This window comes from Sphingobacterium sp. BS-2 (assembly GCF_046161205.1).
Lineage (GTDB): Bacteria > Bacteroidota > Bacteroidia > Sphingobacteriales > Sphingobacteriaceae > Sphingobacterium > Sphingobacterium mizutaii.
The window spans coordinates 1-16,711 of record NZ_JBIXGO010000008.1 but is presented as its reverse complement, the minus strand read 5'-3'; the positions used below and the strand labels follow the sequence as shown (position 1 = coordinate 16,711).

At 40.1% G+C, this 16,711-nt stretch carries 13 protein-coding genes; 6 read left to right on the top strand and 7 right to left on the bottom strand.

All coding sequences use genetic code 11. The features are described from left to right. Positions 1–3 precede the first annotated feature (3 nt). Positions 4–3,207: a histidine kinase gene (locus ACK2WI_RS01625; protein WP_409149537.1), complete on the top strand. Its 3,204-nt coding sequence runs from the start codon at positions 4–6 to the stop codon at positions 3,205–3,207. Positions 3,208–3,395: 188 nt separating this feature from the next. Here the strand turns inward: ACK2WI_RS01625 and ACK2WI_RS01620 are convergent, their stop codons facing one another. From ACK2WI_RS01620 to ACK2WI_RS01590, 7 genes are all read right to left on the bottom strand, one after another. After that, positions 3,396–3,923, bottom strand: a complete 528-nt coding sequence (locus tag ACK2WI_RS01620) for an acyl-CoA thioesterase (RefSeq protein ID WP_093100784.1) — start codon at positions 3,921–3,923, stop codon at positions 3,396–3,398. A 2-nt stretch (positions 3,924–3,925) separates the two neighbouring features. Next, complete coding sequence (locus ACK2WI_RS01615) at positions 3,926–4,855, bottom strand: SDR family oxidoreductase (protein ID WP_409149535.1); 930 nt, start codon at positions 4,853–4,855, stop codon at positions 3,926–3,928. Next, positions 4,843–5,784, bottom strand: a complete 942-nt coding sequence (locus ACK2WI_RS01610; protein WP_409149533.1) for a M20/M25/M40 family metallo-hydrolase — start codon at positions 5,782–5,784, stop codon at positions 4,843–4,845. Before ACK2WI_RS01610 ends, ACK2WI_RS01615 begins: the two co-directional genes overlap by 13 nt. A gap of 67 nt (positions 5,785–5,851) precedes the next feature. Continuing rightward, on the bottom strand, positions 5,852–6,502 hold the full coding sequence (locus ACK2WI_RS01605; RefSeq protein WP_093100780.1) for a lipoprotein signal peptidase: 651 nt from the start codon (positions 6,500–6,502) through the stop codon (positions 5,852–5,854). 57 nt (positions 6,503–6,559) lie between these two features. Further along, complete coding sequence (locus ACK2WI_RS01600) at positions 6,560–6,943, bottom strand: TraR/DksA C4-type zinc finger protein (RefSeq protein ID WP_093100778.1); 384 nt, start codon at positions 6,941–6,943, stop codon at positions 6,560–6,562. Between the two features lie 3 nt (positions 6,944–6,946). Further along, on the bottom strand, positions 6,947–10,360 hold the full coding sequence (ileS, locus tag ACK2WI_RS01595; RefSeq protein WP_409149641.1) for an isoleucine--tRNA ligase: 3,414 nt from the start codon (positions 10,358–10,360) through the stop codon (positions 6,947–6,949). 1,289 nt (positions 10,361–11,649) lie between these two features. Beyond that, complete coding sequence (locus tag ACK2WI_RS01590) at positions 11,650–12,003, bottom strand: iron-sulfur cluster assembly accessory protein (RefSeq protein ID WP_093100865.1); 354 nt, start codon at positions 12,001–12,003, stop codon at positions 11,650–11,652. Between the two features lie 358 nt (positions 12,004–12,361). On the opposite strand from ACK2WI_RS01590, the gene glyA reads away from it, so the two are divergent. From glyA to ACK2WI_RS01565, 5 genes are all read left to right on the top strand, one after another. Next, positions 12,362–13,633 carry a serine hydroxymethyltransferase gene (glyA, locus tag ACK2WI_RS01585; RefSeq protein WP_409149530.1) on the top strand — a complete coding sequence of 424 codons (1,272 nt, stop codon included), beginning with the start codon at positions 12,362–12,364 and terminating at the stop codon, positions 13,631–13,633. A 235-nt stretch (positions 13,634–13,868) separates the two neighbouring features. Further along, positions 13,869–14,459: an RNA polymerase sigma factor gene (locus tag ACK2WI_RS01580; protein WP_093100770.1), complete on the top strand. Its 591-nt coding sequence runs from the start codon at positions 13,869–13,871 to the stop codon at positions 14,457–14,459. Between the two features lie 343 nt (positions 14,460–14,802). After that, positions 14,803–15,486, top strand: coding sequence for a zinc metallopeptidase (locus ACK2WI_RS01575; protein ID WP_093100768.1), 684 nt, complete (start codon positions 14,803–14,805; stop codon positions 15,484–15,486). Between the two features lie 207 nt (positions 15,487–15,693). After that, positions 15,694–15,927 carry a hypothetical protein gene (locus ACK2WI_RS01570; protein WP_409149527.1) on the top strand — a complete coding sequence of 78 codons (234 nt, stop codon included), beginning with the start codon at positions 15,694–15,696 and terminating at the stop codon, positions 15,925–15,927. A 90-nt stretch (positions 15,928–16,017) separates the two neighbouring features. After that, positions 16,018–16,323, top strand: coding sequence for a hypothetical protein (locus tag ACK2WI_RS01565; RefSeq protein ID WP_409149525.1), 306 nt, complete (start codon positions 16,018–16,020; stop codon positions 16,321–16,323). Positions 16,324–16,711 lie beyond the last annotated feature (388 nt).

Below are 16,711 nucleotides of genomic sequence, written 5' to 3'. Positions count from 1 at the left end.
GATGTGAGGATTTTTCTAACGTTTGTCCTTGCTGTATGCTTGATATCTTCAACTGCTTATGCTCAAAAACGAATTTATAACTTCCTTCATTTTACCGAGAAGGAGGGTCTTTCCAGCAATGAAGTTGAAGGGCTTGCACAAGATAGCAATGGACTGATCTGGATCAGTGGTAAACGTGGGCTTTCTTATTTTGATGGACAGAAGTTTACCGAAGTGAAATTTGAACACACGAACGGGGTGATGCTCAATTATCTCGGTAGCATGGCTATTGACCATCATAACAGGATCTGGATTACCAGTAACAGCCATGGCTTGATCTGTTATGACCGCAATAAACCAGCAGGAGAAAACTTGAGTTCCTATACGGCCAAAGTAAGCAACAAAGGATTGGTGAAAACCAACCTCTATGATGTATTGGCTTCAAAATCTGGTCTTATATACTTTTCTGGTCAGGAGACAGACCTTCAATCCCTCAATCCAGAAACAGGAGAAATCAAACAGATATCCATGCCTGGGATTCCCAGTAAGAACTATCTGACCATCTTTTCCTTAGACGAAGATTCCCTGGGGAATATATGGATGGGAACCCGATATGATGGGTTGATCTGCTATAACCCTAAAAAACATACTGCAAAACAGATAAATCTCGAGAATGAAGGTGAAAATGCAGTGGATGGAATTGTCCTTCGTCCTGATCGTATCTATGCCGGCTATTATGACCATGATCTTATCGCCGCTGATTATAATTTCCAGAACTCTATTTCCTCTATTTTGGGTTGGGACAAAAGCGTCAATTTTTATGATAATAGCATTAGTTCCATCGCCTTTTGGCCAACTGAAAATAAAATCCTGATTGGCCATGTCTCCAATGGTATCTACACTTATCAACCGGAAACCAATCAGGTCGAGTATATTTCGCTTCAAACCTTGATGCCAATTACTCCTAAACCAACCCGAATATTTGATTTCTGCATCGTTAAGGATGGATATTGGCTAGCAACCAATTCAGGTTTGTTTTATTATTCTACCAAACTCAACCAAATCAATAACCTTATCGAAGATCGCTATGCTGATCCCATCATAGAATTATTTAATTGGAAAGGTAAAGTTTGGTATAGGACAGAAACTGATTTTGGGGAATTGGATGCAAATCAAGATTTTCGCCTATCAAAATATTCCTTAAAGCAACTAAAGATTGGATCCCTATTAACAACAAATGAGGCTATTTATGTTTCGACTATCGATCAAGGAGTTTATGAATTTAAGGACCCTAAAAAAGGTATGGTTCCATTAGAAGTCAGCAATGAGGATCAAGGTCTTAGAAAAGCCGATTGCAATAGTATTGTCTTGGATACCGTTGCTAAGCAAGCCGTTCTTTGGATAGGTTCTTGGAATTCAGGTTTATATCGGTATAATTTAAAAACAAGGCAACTGGATTTGTTCACGGTCAATGATGGGCTCCCAGACTCCAAGGTTATCTGCGTCGGCAAAGATGCCGAGGGATCCATTTGGCTTGGTATGGATGGCTATGGATTGGTCCGATTGGAAAATAAGATAAAGCCCGAATTCATACAGTTCTCCCAAAATAAACAACAGTCCAAAACCATTCAATCCAATACAGTGTTCTCCTTTCTCTTAGATCGCCAAAGCCGTTTTTGGTTCAGTAATGCCAGTTCAGGAATTGCAGAAATCAAGAAGAATAATAAAGGTGAATATGAGTTTATTCAATATCCTGAAAAAAACACCCAACCTTGGCTGTATTCTGTGAAATTGCAAGAGGATAAAAATGGATTGATTTGGATGAAATCCCAGGATGGAACCATGTTATTCCATCCAGATGCCAAGGTTTTTTTCCATTTAAATGAATCAGCTGGAATCTACCCACCTGAGGAATATATTACCCATAGTTTTTTTATCCAAGCGAATACATTATTCTGGTGTACCAATTGGGGTTTGGTCAAAGGAGACTTGCCAGTTTTTTTTCCAAATAATGAAATCAGTTTTAAGCCTTTAATCAATCAATTTATTGTTCAACATTTGGATAGATCGGAAGAACTATTCCAAAATGAAATCAAATTAAGCCCCGATGAGAATAATTTAATATTCAATTTCTCAGCAGCGGAACAAGTTTTTTGGCAAGGACTTAAATTTCAATATCAATTAATAGGATTCGATACTGATTGGGTAGAAAGTTCGGTAGATCAGCTAGCCGTCTATAATAATCTAGAAGGGGATGATTATACGTTTCAGGTTAGGGTAGGCGATCAGTTTGGAAACTGGTCCACCCAGCTTGCGACAATCGATATCAGTCTTGCTTCACATTGGTATGCAACACTTTGGTTTAAGCTGCTGTTTATTGTATTATTTCTTTCGGCTATTACCCTGTTTTATTTCTATCGATTGCAACAACATAAGAACATCAATAGATTGCAGGCAGAATACAACCAAAAGCTTCAACAGGAACTACTGATGAACGAATCGAAGATCAAGGAGCAAGCTGCTGATATTGAAAAGGAGAAACAGGAGCGCTTGGAGAATGATTTCAAGCAGAAGCTATATGAAAGTGAACTGAAAGCTATCCGTTCTCAGATGAATCCCCATTTCATCTTTAATGTTTTGAATTCCATAGAGGCCTATGTCGTAGAAAAAGATAGCAAAAGTGCCAGTGACCTGATCCAAAAATTTGCCAGCATTAGCCGATTGGTCTTAGAAAATTCCCAATATTCTATCGTCAGCCTGAGTTCAGAGATCCAATTATTGAAACTTTACCTCGAACTGGAACAGGAGCGCTTTAATCATGCTTTCGATTTTGAATTGGAAATTCAAAAAGATCTGACACTAAAAGAAAGAAAAATTCCTTCCATGTTGATTCAGCCAATTGTTGAAAATGCAGTGCATCATGGCGTGCGACATTTGAAATCCAAAAAAGGACTGATCAGAATCTCCATTGCGGAACATGACAAGAAAATTGTCATACAGATTATGGATAATGGGGTTGGTTTTAATAAAGATTCCGATAATAAGTCCTCGGCTTTCAAACAAAGTTCCTTCGGCATAAAAGGCGTGCAAGAAAGGATCAATATCATCAATAGCTATTATCCTATGCCTATTGCTTCCATGCAGATCAATCAGGAGGATGAGGATTCCATATTTACTACGATCGTCTGTATTACCTTGCCGTCAAGTTCCGATTTAATGGAGACCTAAAGGGAAACATTTTATAAGGGTATGCATGCGGCGGGCGAATTCAATTCGCCCCAAAATTCCTATCCTAATTCTCCCCATGATCCTGACGTATCCTCCTATCCTTTGAATCCTGGTTCATTCCATGATCTTGGTCTATCCTCCCATCCCTTTAATCCTGGTTCAAACCCCCGTTCAACCAAAAAAATCCCTTATCCCTTATGCTCGAAAAGGTTGACTAAATTCTTGATCTCTGTTGCATTTTCTGGTTTTAGTTTACCCGCTAATAACAACCTTAATTCCCTTCTTTGCATGGCTTCATCGTATAAGGTCTTTTCTTTCTCAGACTCTGGAATCAATTTAGGGATAGCTTTTGGGCGGTCAGACTCATCGATGGATACAAATGTATAGTATGCCTCATTGGACTTCACTTTGGTGCCTTGAGGAAGGTTTTGGGCAAAGATTTCCATTCTTACTTCCACGGAGGTATTGAAGGCACGGGTTACTTGCGCCTCAATGGTCACCACTTCACCTAACTTAATGGAACGCTTGAAAGATACATTGTCCACCGAAACGGTTACCACCTGGTTATTGCAATGCTTTTGGGCAGCCATTGCCGAGCAGATATCCATCCAATAAAGTAGTCTTCCGCCCATTAGGTTTCCAAAAGTATTGGTGTCATTGGGAAGTACCAATTCATTCATTTCGGTATAGGACTCCCTTGCATATTTATCTTGCATAGTTATTTTCTAAAGTATGTATATTGTTGATCGATATAAGCCAATGATTCGCGGAATGGAGTCGGTTTAAATCCCAATTCGCGGATCGCTTTATCTAAAATAAACCCTGTTTTTCGAGGACGGTTTTCAGCTTGCCCAATTTCAGCCGCTTGGATAGGACTGATCAGGGACTTATCGAAATTCCAATAATCTGCCAACTCCTCAACCGCTTCCAAAATGCTGAACATTTTTTCGCTTGAAATATGGAAGAAGCCTTCTGCATTCTTGGTAATACAAAGCAAACAAGCATGAGCCAGATCATCAACCCAGGTTGGCATTCGCCATTGGTCGCTGACCACTTTGATAGCCTCTTGGGCTTCCAGTTTTGATTTAGCCCAAAGTACTAAATTCGATCGGTTCGGGTCTGCAATGATGCCATATACCAGGATGGTCCGCAATATAGCAGCCCGGCAACCGGAATAGCTCACTGCCGCTTCGGCATCCAATTTACTCTGTCCGTAAGCATTGCATGCTGCGGTCTCAGCAAGTTCATCATAAGGACCATTTTTTCCATCAAAAACAAAATCTGTAGAAAGGAAAGTTAGGTGGATATCCTTGGTTTTGCATTCCTCAGCAAGCAATTTGACCACATCTACATTGAGCTTTTTGCAGTTTATGGGATCTTGCTCGCAAGCCTCCACACTGGTCATTGCTGCGGTATGTACTATATGGGTAGGATTAAACGAGTCTATAAGGCGAATAAGGCCTGCGGAATCTAGTAAGTCCAATTGTACAAATTGATAACCTTGGTTATTCGGATTTCTGTTTTCCGAATGAGAGGTGCAGCATAGTGTATAGGCTGTTTCTTTTAAGATGAAATCTGTTAATTTCTGTCCTAGGAAACCATTGGATCCTGTGATCAAGACTCTGATATTCGAACTTAGTTGGTCCATTGAAAGTCCATCTTAGGTTGTTTCATGGAATTGTCCAGCACATCGATCTCCAATTTCAGAATAGCTTCCATGGCTTTGTAGTCTATCCTTTCCTCATCATCAGTCGGTTTATGGTAGTCATCATGCCCACCAGTATGGAAAAATAGGACAGGGATGTTTTTTCTGTAAAAGGAGGTTTGGTCTGAGCCTCCATTTCCATCACGGCTCTTGTTGAATTTGATGGTACTGCTTATCCCTTCGAAGATCTTAGGGAAAGCTGAGCTTGTTCCATATCCAATGACGGCCAGACCGTTGTCGGGATTATAACGGCCGATCATATCCATGTTTAACATCCATTGGATGGATTCTAAAGGGATAGTTGGATTTTCGGTAAAATATTTTGAGCCTATTAATCCCAATTCCTCGGCGCCAAAACCGATAAATAAGAGATTAAAGGGTTCTTTGATGTCGTTTGTAGCATAATGCCTCGCTAATTCCAATAATCCAGCTACGCCAGATGCATTGTCATCGGCTCCATTATGGATTTTCCCTACACCCAAGGAGTCTTTAGAACCGCCGATTTCACCTTTGCCTAAGTGGTCATAATGTGCTCCGACAACGATAGTGTAAGGAGCAGCATTGTCGATGAATCCGATGATGTTGTCCGATCTTCTTTCGGCATTTTCTATCTTCACTTTAGTCACCTTTGCGGGAAAATTCTGTCGGTATCCATTTTCTCCTTTTGGTTGCAATTTATATTTCTTGAAGTATTTCTCGACGTAGTCTGCTGCTTTTGAAGAACCTTTCATCCCTGTCTCCCTTCCAAGCATTTTATCTGCTGAAAGATATTTGATGTGTTTTTTGAGATTTTTAGGGTTTACTTGCGCATTTGCTGAACCTAAAATTGCCAGGCAAAGAGCAACAGAAAATAGTATTCGGAGATTTTTCATGTCCAAATATACGGATAAAGCGAAAAGTGTCGTAATTAGCTTTGTTAACTTTGTTTAATCGAAAGGTTTAGTCCTCTACGATTTCACTATTTGCATGTGATTTCTCATCATGTTCTTCCTTAAAATAGCGTTTTTGGAAAATCAGGATAAGGAAAACCCCTACAGAGATTGCCGAGTCGGCAATATTGAACACTGGTCGGAAGAACAAAAAGTCCTCACCACCCCAAATAGGGAACCAGGTAGGGAAGGTCCCGCTGATCAGTGGGAAGTAGAGCATATCGACTACCTTGCCGTGCAAGAAAGTCGCATATCCTCCGCCATCAGGGAATAGGACTGCTTTGGAGAATGGAGTACTCTCGCTAAAGATCAATCCATAAAAGGCACTGTCTATGATATTGCCGAGTGCTCCAGCAAATATCAAGGCTACGTTCAGGATAAAACCACGGTTATACTTGTTCTTGACCATATAATGGAGCCCATAACCAATGCCCATGACAGCAATGATACGGAACACACTCAGGAAAAGCTTGCCATATTCTCCACCGAATTCCATTCCATAAGCCATGCCTGGATTTTCAATAAAGTGAATCAGAACCTTATCACCTAAAACTTTGAAATCCTGACCAATGGTCATGTTTAATTTGACCCAAAACTTTGAGATTTGGTCAACTAATAAAATGATAATAATCAGTAGAACGGGCTTGGAGTATCCTTTCATAGCATATAAAAATGGTCTTTGCTGTTGATAACAAAGACCATTTAATTAATCTTTTGCTTAATATTGTTTGTTTTTAGCCTCAATACTCAAGGTGGTATGAGGTACAGCTTTCAATCTTTCTTTTTGGATCAACTTGCCAGTCTCTCTGCAGATGCCGTAAGTTTTGTTCTCAATGCGCACTAAGGCTGCTTCAAGATTGTCGATAAATTTCTTTTGACGAGCTGCTAATTGGTTGATTTGCTCTTTTTCCAATGTGGCAGAACCATCTTCTAATGTCTTGTAGGTACCTGCTGTATCGTCAGTTCCATTCGCATTGCTATTACTTAAAGAAGTAGTCAAAGAGGTCAATTCCTCTCTTGCTATGCGCAACTTCTCAAGAATTATTGCTTTAAATTCCTGTAATTCAGCATCACTGTACCGTGTTTTCTCTGTGTTTCCCATACTTTAAATTTTTTCTATTGATAGCAATAAATTCTCTCCATCAATTTCGATAGCATCTCCATTTGCCAGTGCACTATCGAATTTCAGACTGTCGGCTAAAATTTCCGTACAAATATACGAGAAATTATTATCTACAGCTTGTTGAATTTCAGTATTTTGACTTAAGGTCACATTTATTCGGTCTGTAACTTCAAATCCTTTATCTTTTCTGAGATTTTGAATACGGTTAATAAGCTCTCTGGCCATCCCTTCATCCTTTAACTCTGCAGAAATATTAACGTCTAAAGCTACTGTTAAACGTCCTAAATTAGCAACTTGCCATCCTTCTACGTCCTCTGCTATGATTTCTACATCTTCGCTGCTAATTACATATTCCGTGCCAGTTAACTGAATAGAACCTTGGTTTTCTAGTTCTTGGATCTGTGCTGCATCCATACTTTGGATAGCACTGGCTACCATTTTCATATCCTTACCTACCTTAGCACCAAGCACTTTGAAGTTAGGTTTTACCTTTTTCTTGATGATTCCAGTGGTGTCGGTAATGAATTCAATATCCTTGATATTTGTTTCTGAAAGAATCAAATCTTTTACCTTCTCTACCTTGGCTTGGAACGAACTGTCCAGTACAGGCACCAGGATCTTGCTCAACGGCTGTCTTACATTGATTCCTGTTTTCTTTCTCAAGGATAAGGTCAATGAAGATATATCTTGTGCCAAGGCCATGCGTTCCTCCAATTCCTTATCGACCAATTCCACATGGTAAACAGGATAGTCAGCTAAGTGAACAGATTCATATTTTTCTTTACCAGTAGCGGCATTTAAATCCAAATACAACTGGTCTGCAAAGAATGGCGATATAGGTGCAATTAATTTTGCAATGGTATCCAAACAAGTATATAAGGTTTGGTAAGCTGAAATCTTATCCTGTGAGTATTCACCCTTCCAGAAACGACGACGGCATAAACGAACATACCAGTTACTCAAATGCTCGTCCACAAAGTTCTGGATTGCACGTGCTGCTTTGGTCGGTTCATAGTCTGCATAGAATCCGTCTACCTCTTTGCTCAAACTGTTCAATAAGGAGATAATCCAACGGTCGATCTCAGGACGGTGTTTCAATGGGATCTCTGGCTCTGCATAGTTGAATTTATCAATGTTGGCATAAAGCGCAAAGAATGCATAGGTGTTGTACAAGGTGCCGAAGAATTTACGACGAACTTCATCCAATCCTTCTTCATTGAATTTCAGGTTATCCCAAGGTGCTGCATTGCTGATCATGTACCAACGGGTTGCATCGGCTGAGTATTTGTCGATCGTAGCAAATGGATCTACTCCATTGCCTAGACGTTTGGACATCTTGTTTCCATTTTTGTCCAAAACCAATCCATTAGAAACAACATTCTTGAATGCAATCGATCCGCGTACCATGGTTGAAATAGCATGCAGGGTAAAGAACCAACCACGGGTTTGGTCAACTCCTTCAGCAATGAAATCCGCAGGGAATGCTGAAAAATATTCTTCCTTGAAAGGAAGGGCTTCCCCTTTTTCCAATTTATCGTAATCTAATCCCCACTGCGCATAAGGCATAGCTCCTGAATCAAACCAAACGTCGATCAGATCCGGTTCACGGAATAATTTCTGGCCGCCATCTGAAACCAAGATGATGTCATCCACATAAGGTCTATGCAGATCTAGATCATCAGTTCCAAATTTGTCCAAGTAGGATTTGTTGGTTGCTTTTTCATCTTCTGTTAAGACATCTGAGTTTAATGAAGCCTCCAAATAAGATTTCAACTCTGGCATAGAACCAATGCAGATCTCTTCATTCTCATCTTCACTTCTCCAGATCGGTAGGGGAGTTCCCCAGTATCTCGAACGGGAAAGGTTCCAGTCAACCAGGTTTTCCAACCAGTTGCCGAAACGACCGGTTCCTGTTGCTTCTGGTTTCCAGTTGATAGTTTTATTCAAGGCCACCAATTCTTCTTTCACTGCTGTGGTTTTGATAAACCAGCTATCCAAAGGATAGTAAAGTACCGGTTTATCCGTTCTCCAACAGTGTGGATAGGTGTGCTCATATTTCTTTACATCAAATGCTTTGTTCTCTTCTTTCAGCTTGATCGCGATCAAAACATCCGTAGGGCGGAAATCCTTTTCTGCGCGCTCTTCATTCGAGTAATATTCTTCTTTTACAAAACGGCCTGCAAAATCAGTGATTTCTTTCACGAATTTCCCTGTTTTATCAACCGTAGGGACTTCTTTGCCATTTTCATCAAGTACCATAATGGATGGAATACCATTCTCACGAGCTACCCTAAAGTCATCTGCACCATAGGTTGGTGAGGTATGCACGATACCTGTACCGTCTTCAGTGGTCACAAAGTCACCTAAGATCACACGGAATGCTTTTTCTCTTAGCTCTTCAGAAGTCACGTAAGGCATCAATTGATGATAACGTAACCCTTCAATTTCCGCACCTTTAAATTCTTCAACGATTTCCCAAGGGATAACCTTGTCGCCAAATTTATAGTCTTGGAAGGAAACCTGTTGGCCATCCGCTTTAAAGTGCTTAGCGATCAGGTTTTTTGCCAAGATTACCGATACTGCAGTTCCAGTGTATTGGTTGAAGGTTTTTACTTTGACATAGTCAATGTTTTTACCCACGGTCAAGGCACTGTTTCCTGGCAAGGTCCAAGGAGTAGTCGTCCAAGCAAGGAATGCCACATCTTCATCTTGGTTTTCCACCAAGCGATCCATCATAGGGTGGATCTGTTGCTTGTCCAAACGGAACTCAGCAACGATGGTCGTATCTTTCACATCCTTGTAGGTTCCAGGTTGGTTCAACTCGTGTGAACTCAGGCCTGTACCTGCAGCAGGAGAATATGGCTGTATGGTATAGCCCTTGTACAGTAAACCTTTTTTGTACAGATCCTTCAATAAGAACCAAAGGGTTTCGATATATTCATTTTGGTAAGTGATATATGGATGTTCTAGATCAACCCAATAACCCATTTTTTGGGTCAGGTCGTTCCATACATCGGTGTATTTCATGACTTCCTTGCGACAGGCGTCATTATAGTCCTTTACGGAAATTTTCTTACCGATATCTTCTTTGGTGATCCCTAAAGTCTTTTCCACAGCTAATTCAATAGGCAAACCATGGGTGTCCCAACCACCTTTACGTTTAACCTGATAACCTTTCAAGGTTTTATATCGGCAAAAGATATCTTTGATCGTCCTTGCCATAACATGGTGAATACCAGGCATTCCATTTGCTGATGGAGGTCCCTCATAAAAAGTGTAGGGTTTGCTGGCTGGTCGATTGGAGATACTCTTTGCAAAGATGTCGTCAGTCTCCCAACGTTTCAATACTTCTTTGCCTATTTCTGAAAGATTTAACTGCTTATATTCCTTGTACATCACGTAATCTAATTCTGATTTTTAAAGGTCGCTAATTTAGTGAAAAATTTGCATAAATAATAGACAGAAGGGATTGGGGCTTTTGGGCCGGGGTACTGGGGTTGAACCAGGATTCCCTTCGGCGCCGCTCAGGGTACGGGATGAGAGGATGGGCCAAGATCTTTTCCGAAGGTCGAGCGGAGTCGAGACCCGGCACAGGATTAATGAGGCAAGATCATTAACGGTATGTTCAAACATGGCACGTTAGCCTGGAACTAATCCTAAAAACCTTTCCCTTGCCCTTTTCAGTGCATCCTGAGAAGGAAAAATTTGAGCTAAATTTATCGGAAGGTAATGACAGCATGTTGGAAATGAAAATCTATTAGCTCTTTTGTTTTTTAAATATAGAACCCCATTTGGGGTTCCATTTTTTTAGCTGGCATGGCACGTTAGCCTGGAAGTCGCGCAAAAACGAAGTTCGATTAATCGAACTTCGTTTTTGCATTAACCCTATATTGTTTCCTATCCATGCTAAAATAATTTATCCCCGCTGGGGATGTATGGCGGATAAATATTCTTCAGATAAATAAATATGGGACTGAATGGCTAGAAACACATTTTTATTAAACTTGTCATTGATACGCAGGAAGGATCTCGGAACTATTCAATCCGTAAATGTATTGGCGAACAGGTCATCCATCGAAGATGGATGATGACAAGGACATGTTGAGACATTTACGTACAGATTCTTCACTGATCGTTCAGAATCGCAAGTTTCTCAAAGAGAGATTCAGAGCGAAACGAAGAATCTATTTTGATTTTTTTTTTAAGGATCGGTGTCATCGTAATCGTAAGATGAACAAACTATTTTCAAATAAAGAGTGGAACGTTCCGAGACCCTTCGGGCAGGCCTTCAGGGTGACACGATAAGGGTATAGAAAAATGTGTCACCCACGATGGGGCAGTTTATCGCAAAAAATAAGGTTTTTCCGGTGTCATCGTAATCGTAAGATGAACAAACTATTTTCAAATAAAGAGTGGATAGTTCCTAGACAATCGGAGGGATCCCTTAGGGGCATACGAAAAGGGTATAGAAAAATATTTCACACTCGCTGCTGGTTGCCTTTCCGGCATTATCATGCTATTGGGAATAGCATAAAAAAAGGCTTCGCCAAAAAAGACAGTTTGAATAGTTTTGCTGCGCAGGCGTGTAAAAATTAAACAACAGATTTTTGGGTATTCTCGCTAGCGATGTTTCAATACTGACTGTCGATGTACAAGGCGAAACCTTTTAACGGCAATAGTTTTCTTTATGCAGAGAAGCTGCTTCCGCAGCCGCAGGTGCTTGATGCATTCGGATTATTAAAGGTGAATCCTCTCGCATCTAGACCGTTTTTAAAGTCAATCTCCATACCTGCTAAATATAGCCCATGAGCTTTGTTCATAAAGACGCGCATACCCTGAATATTATATTCAGTATCGCCATCTTTGATTTGGTCAAATCCCAAAATGTAGCTCATCCCTGAACAACCACCACCTTCTACGCCAATGCGCAATCCAAAATCAGCACCAATTTCTTGTTGGTCGATCAGTTTGTTAAGTTCGTTTAGTGCACCTTCGGTAAAAGTTACCGGAGCTACAGCTGTCAAATTATCTGAAGCCATATTAATTTCCTCTGAATTTATAGCCACAAAAATACATAATTTTAGGTTTCCTTTTAAATATGCAACCTGATTATGACAATCGGCAAACACAGAGCAGATTGCCAATGAAGGGCAATTGTCAGCGGGATAATTGGCCAATTAACCAATTAGGGGGGCAAGGAAATACTATCGTTAACCAGCGGCCGTTTTAAGTAGGAGGGGTTCGACAGTCCTTTATTCAATTGAGAAAAAACTTAACAAAATGGCAATCCTTAAAAATCATTGGAGAAATTTAGGTAATTATAAGTCCAATTCTTTGTAATTATCTATATTTGCAACAAATTTGAAATTTTAATACCCCCCAATAAAAAATAGCAATATGGAAAGAGATCAATCCATTTTTAATCTAATTGCCGAGGAGCTAAAACGCCAAGAAGAAGGTATTGAGCTTATCGCTTCAGAAAACTTTGTGAGCAAGCAGGTTATGGAAGCTGCTGGTTCTGTTTTGACCAATAAATATGCAGAAGGACTTCCAGGAAAACGTTATTACGGCGGTTGTGAAGTTGTGGATAAAATTGAAACAATTGCCATCGACCGTGCAAAAGAATTATTTGGCGCTGAATGGGTGAACGTACAACCTCACTCTGGTGCACAAGCTAATGCGGCCGTTTTCCTTGCCATCTTAAAACCTGGTGATAAAATCCTAGGATTCGATCTTAGCCATGGTGGTCACTTGACTCATGGTTCTCCAGCAAACTTCTCCGGTAAACTTTACCAACCATTGTTCTATGGTGTAAAAGAAGATACTGGTCTTATCGACTACGAACAATTAGAAGAAACTGCTCGTCGTGAAAAACCAAAAGTAATTATCTGTGGTGCGTCGGCTTATTCTCGTGACTGGGATTACGCGCGTATCCGTAAGGTAGCAGATGAAATCGGTGCACTAGTAGTTGCAGACGTTTCTCACCCTGCTGGTTTGATCGCTCGCGGATTATTGAACGATCCAATTCCTCACTGTCATATCGTAACAACCACTACCCACAAAACACTTCGTGGCCCTCGTGGTGGTATGATCATGGTCGGTAAGGATTTCGAAAACCCTTGGGGCATCAAAACGCCTAAAGGTGAAACCCGCACGATCACTCAATTATTAGACCTAGCGGTATTCCCTGGTACACAAGGTGGTCCTTTGGAGCATACTATTGCTGCAAAAGCGATTGCTTACGGTGAAGCCCTGTCTGATGATTACTTAACATACATCAAACAAGTAAAAACAAATGCTGCTGCATTAGCCCAGTTCCTTGTAGACAGAGATTATAAGATTATCTCTGGCGGTACTGACAACCATTTAATGTTGGTAGACCTTAGAAACAAAGATATCTCAGGTAAAGATGCAGAAGCTGTTTTAGGCTTAGCTGGTATCACAACCAACAAAAATATGGTTCCTTTCGATTCTCGCTCACCATTCGTTACCTCAGGGGTTCGTTTCGGTACTGCAGCAATCACGACACGTGGAATCAAAGAAAACGAAATCATTCAAATCGGTGAGTTGATCGACGAAGCATTGAACAACCGTTCAGACAATGCAGCACTAGATCGTATCCACGGAAAAGTAAAAGAAATGATGGCTCAATTTCCTTTGTATAAGTAATTGAGTAAAAAATAACATTCAGATGGCTCTAAAGGATAACTTTGGAGCCATTTTTGTTATTAGGATTTAATGTGAAGAAATGTTAAAATACCAATGCATTTTTTGATTAATCGGAAATTTTAATTCTCTTTGAACTAATAACATTAAACAAATCGCTTATCGAAACACTACTACGCTTAAACTAAAATATTACAAAGACATAGAAAACTCTTACATCATTTGTGGAGGCATAATTATGAAACTATTGAATAAGAAAAGTGACCAGGAACTGGTACAAGCGTATGTTAAAGGCGAAGAAAGAGCCTTGCAAGTACTATTAGAGCGTTATAAAACGAAAATCTATACCTCGATCTACCATCAGGTTAAAGATCAATACTTAGCTGAAGATATTTTCCAAGAGACTTTTATCAAAGTGATCAATACCCTTAAAGCTGGTCGATACAATGATGAAGGTAAGTTCTTACCTTGGGTCATGCGCATTGCCCATAACATGGTCATCGACCATTTCAGGAAAGAGAAAAGAGCACCGAACGTAGTCAATAACGATGGTTTCGATATTTTTGAAATCCTGCAATTCTCGGACGATAGTGTTGAAATGAAGATGGTAAAAGATCAACGAGATGTAGATCTAAAGAAAATCATCCAATTGCTTCCAGACGATCAAAAAGAAGTGTTGATCATGCGTCTATTCTGCGATATGAGTTTTAAAGATATTGCCGATATCACTGAAGTGAGTATCAATACGGCCTTGGGTAGGATGCGGTATGCCTTGAGCAACTTGAGGAAAATGATCGAAGAAAACAACATGATGTTTCAATTAGGATAATAATAGGATCAAGATAAATTTCAAATAGGCCTGCAATTTTTGCAGGCCTATTTTTTTGTCATGATGTCATGGATTCGGGCTTGACTTTATTCGAGACATATTCCGAATTTCAGCAATGTGTCTCGAATGAGACCCGAATCAGGTCAAGAAGAATCTTGCGGATTTTTGAAGATCGGAAATTCATTTTTATTTTAACTTTTGGGTAAGTTTTCTGTCACTTTGTCCTTTTTGTGTACATTTCGACTTGTTTTCGTGTTAATTTTTTATTTCTTTGTGGTAAAAGGTCTATTGGAATTAGATTTGATAGGTTAATAGAAAATAGAATAATAAGATATTATAAGATATGTATTGGATAATTTTTATCGGAATCATGGTAGTGAGCTGGATAGTTCAGTTTACTTTCAGAAATAAGTTCAAGAAATACTCGGAGATGCCACTGTCTTCAGGGCTTTCTGGAGCGGAGATAGCACAGAAGATGCTAAATGAGAATGGAATCAGTGATGTACAGGTTATTTCTGTAGAAGGACAATTGACAGACCACTACAACCCTGCACACAGAACGGTTAACTTAAGTCCTGATGTTTATCATGGACGTTCGGTTGCAGCTGCTGCCGTTGCTGCCCACGAATGTGGCCACGCGGTTCAACATGCGACTGCCTATTCTTGGTTGCAGTTCCGTTCTGCCATGGTGCCAATTGTAAGTGTCGCCTCAAAATTGACCACTTGGGTGTTGATGATTGGGGTAATTATGATGGCATTCTCTGGTAATGTGTATGTGTTGGCCATTGGTGTTGCTGCGCTTGCGTTGACTACCTTGTTCAGCTTTGTCACCTTACCTGTGGAATTTGATGCTTCAAACCGCGCTTTGGCTTGGTTAAATGCTTCCAATATCACCCATAGCACTGAAGAACATGATGGTGCAAAAGATGCATTGAAATGGGCTGCTATGACCTATGTGGTTGCTGCGCTTTCAGCTTTGGTTACTTTATTGTACTACGCATCTCTATTGTTCGGTAGAAGAGACTAAGGTTTATTAAACCATAACAAAGAAAGCCCTGATTGAAAAATCAGGGCTTTCTTTGTTATATGTCCTTCTGATGAATAGCAATGCTCTGGAAAAAAATCAAGAAAAATAATTCCTTACAGTTAAACTTTTTTCATTAATTTCAGTCAGTATCTCTAGTGAAACTTCCAGGAAGAGTTCCACTTAAAAACTAATTTAATTGCTAATCATATGAAAAAGTTGCTTTTTACTGTGCTGTGCACTTGTTTTATTTTTGCAGGCTATGCGCAGAATGATGTTCTGACCTTGCGCGTGGATTCTGCTGGAAATACGATCTGGAAAAAGGAAGCCGAAATTTTTGAGATCCCAACTTTAAAGTTAAATGCCAGCGGTAAATTTGTTTGGCAAAAGGCCTATGAGACCGATCTAAGTCCAGAAGAAGTTTTTATGCGGATTAATGCATAAGGTTTTATACAGGACCATTTCCGAATTGGAAATCAATTCTCAGGCCGACTGGTGAATGTGACTCCAAATTACGAGAATGAAAGAAAATATGTGAGCACTAGGACTCAAAAATTAGAATTTTCCGTCATTAATGCTGGTTTATTTATAGAGGTGAAAGACGGTAAGTATATCGTTACCCTTTCCAATATAATACTCGAGCGAGTAGCCGTCCCGCACTATCATGCAGAATTAAATCCCAAAGGAGAGCTTTTCCCCATTGAGGGATTGGCATACCATAAAGGAAAAATAGGTCCTATGTTTTTGAAGTCTTATGGCGTGATTATCGATGATTCCTTTGATCAAGTGTTCCGTGATCTTTCTACTCAATTGAAGGATGCAAAGGCAAATGTGGAGTAAGGGAGATTTAGACTAGACATAAGACATAAGACGATAGAATAGGGGGGTTAGAGCCAGGGGTGGGATTCGATTCCGCTGAGCCATCGAGTATCAGCGGCGGCGAGGTGTTCCCCGGAGTCGAGACCCGGCACAGGATTATCGTTGGTATTACATTCAACAATAAATTCACCAAATTTCGTAGGGGCGTATCGCATACGCCCGCCGAATGCATTTGAACCAGGATTGGGGTTCGGCTCCCCTTCGGCTCCGCTATTAGATTTGTAAAAGAGATTTATATTAAATTTATATATCTGAAAACCTGAAGAATTGAGGTGAACTAGTTCGGCTCGTAAGTTCATGACTTATCGTGAGCATTAGTCCTCAATTCTTCTTGGGTTTTGGTGCCATT

Excerpts from the sequence above, each read along its gene's own strand:
- ACK2WI_RS01620 (WP_093100784.1), bottom strand. The coding sequence starts at position 3,923 with ATGCAAGATAAATATGCAAGGGAGTCCTATACCGAAATGAATGAATTG.
- ACK2WI_RS01615 (WP_409149535.1), bottom strand. The coding sequence starts at position 4,855 with ATGGACCAACTAAGTTCGAATATCAGAGTCTTGATCACAGGATCCAAT.
- ACK2WI_RS01610 (WP_409149533.1), bottom strand. The coding sequence starts at position 5,784 with ATGAAAAATCTCCGAATACTATTTTCTGTTGCTCTTTGCCTGGCAATT.
- ACK2WI_RS01605 (WP_093100780.1), bottom strand. The coding sequence starts at position 6,502 with ATGAAAGGATACTCCAAGCCCGTTCTACTGATTATTATCATTTTATTA.
- ACK2WI_RS01600 (WP_093100778.1), bottom strand. The coding sequence starts at position 6,943 with ATGGGAAACACAGAGAAAACACGGTACAGTGATGCTGAATTACAGGAA.
- ileS (WP_409149641.1), bottom strand. The coding sequence starts at position 10,360 with ATGTACAAGGAATATAAGCAGTTAAATCTTTCAGAAATAGGCAAAGAA.
- ACK2WI_RS01590 (WP_093100865.1), bottom strand. The coding sequence starts at position 12,003 with ATGGCTTCAGATAATTTGACAGCTGTAGCTCCGGTAACTTTTACCGAA.
- glyA (WP_409149530.1), top strand. The coding sequence starts at position 12,362 with ATGGAAAGAGATCAATCCATTTTTAATCTAATTGCCGAGGAGCTAAAA.
- ACK2WI_RS01580 (WP_093100770.1), top strand. The coding sequence starts at position 13,869 with ATGAAACTATTGAATAAGAAAAGTGACCAGGAACTGGTACAAGCGTAT.
- ACK2WI_RS01575 (WP_093100768.1), top strand. The coding sequence starts at position 14,803 with ATGTATTGGATAATTTTTATCGGAATCATGGTAGTGAGCTGGATAGTT.
- ACK2WI_RS01570 (WP_409149527.1), top strand. The coding sequence starts at position 15,694 with ATGAAAAAGTTGCTTTTTACTGTGCTGTGCACTTGTTTTATTTTTGCA.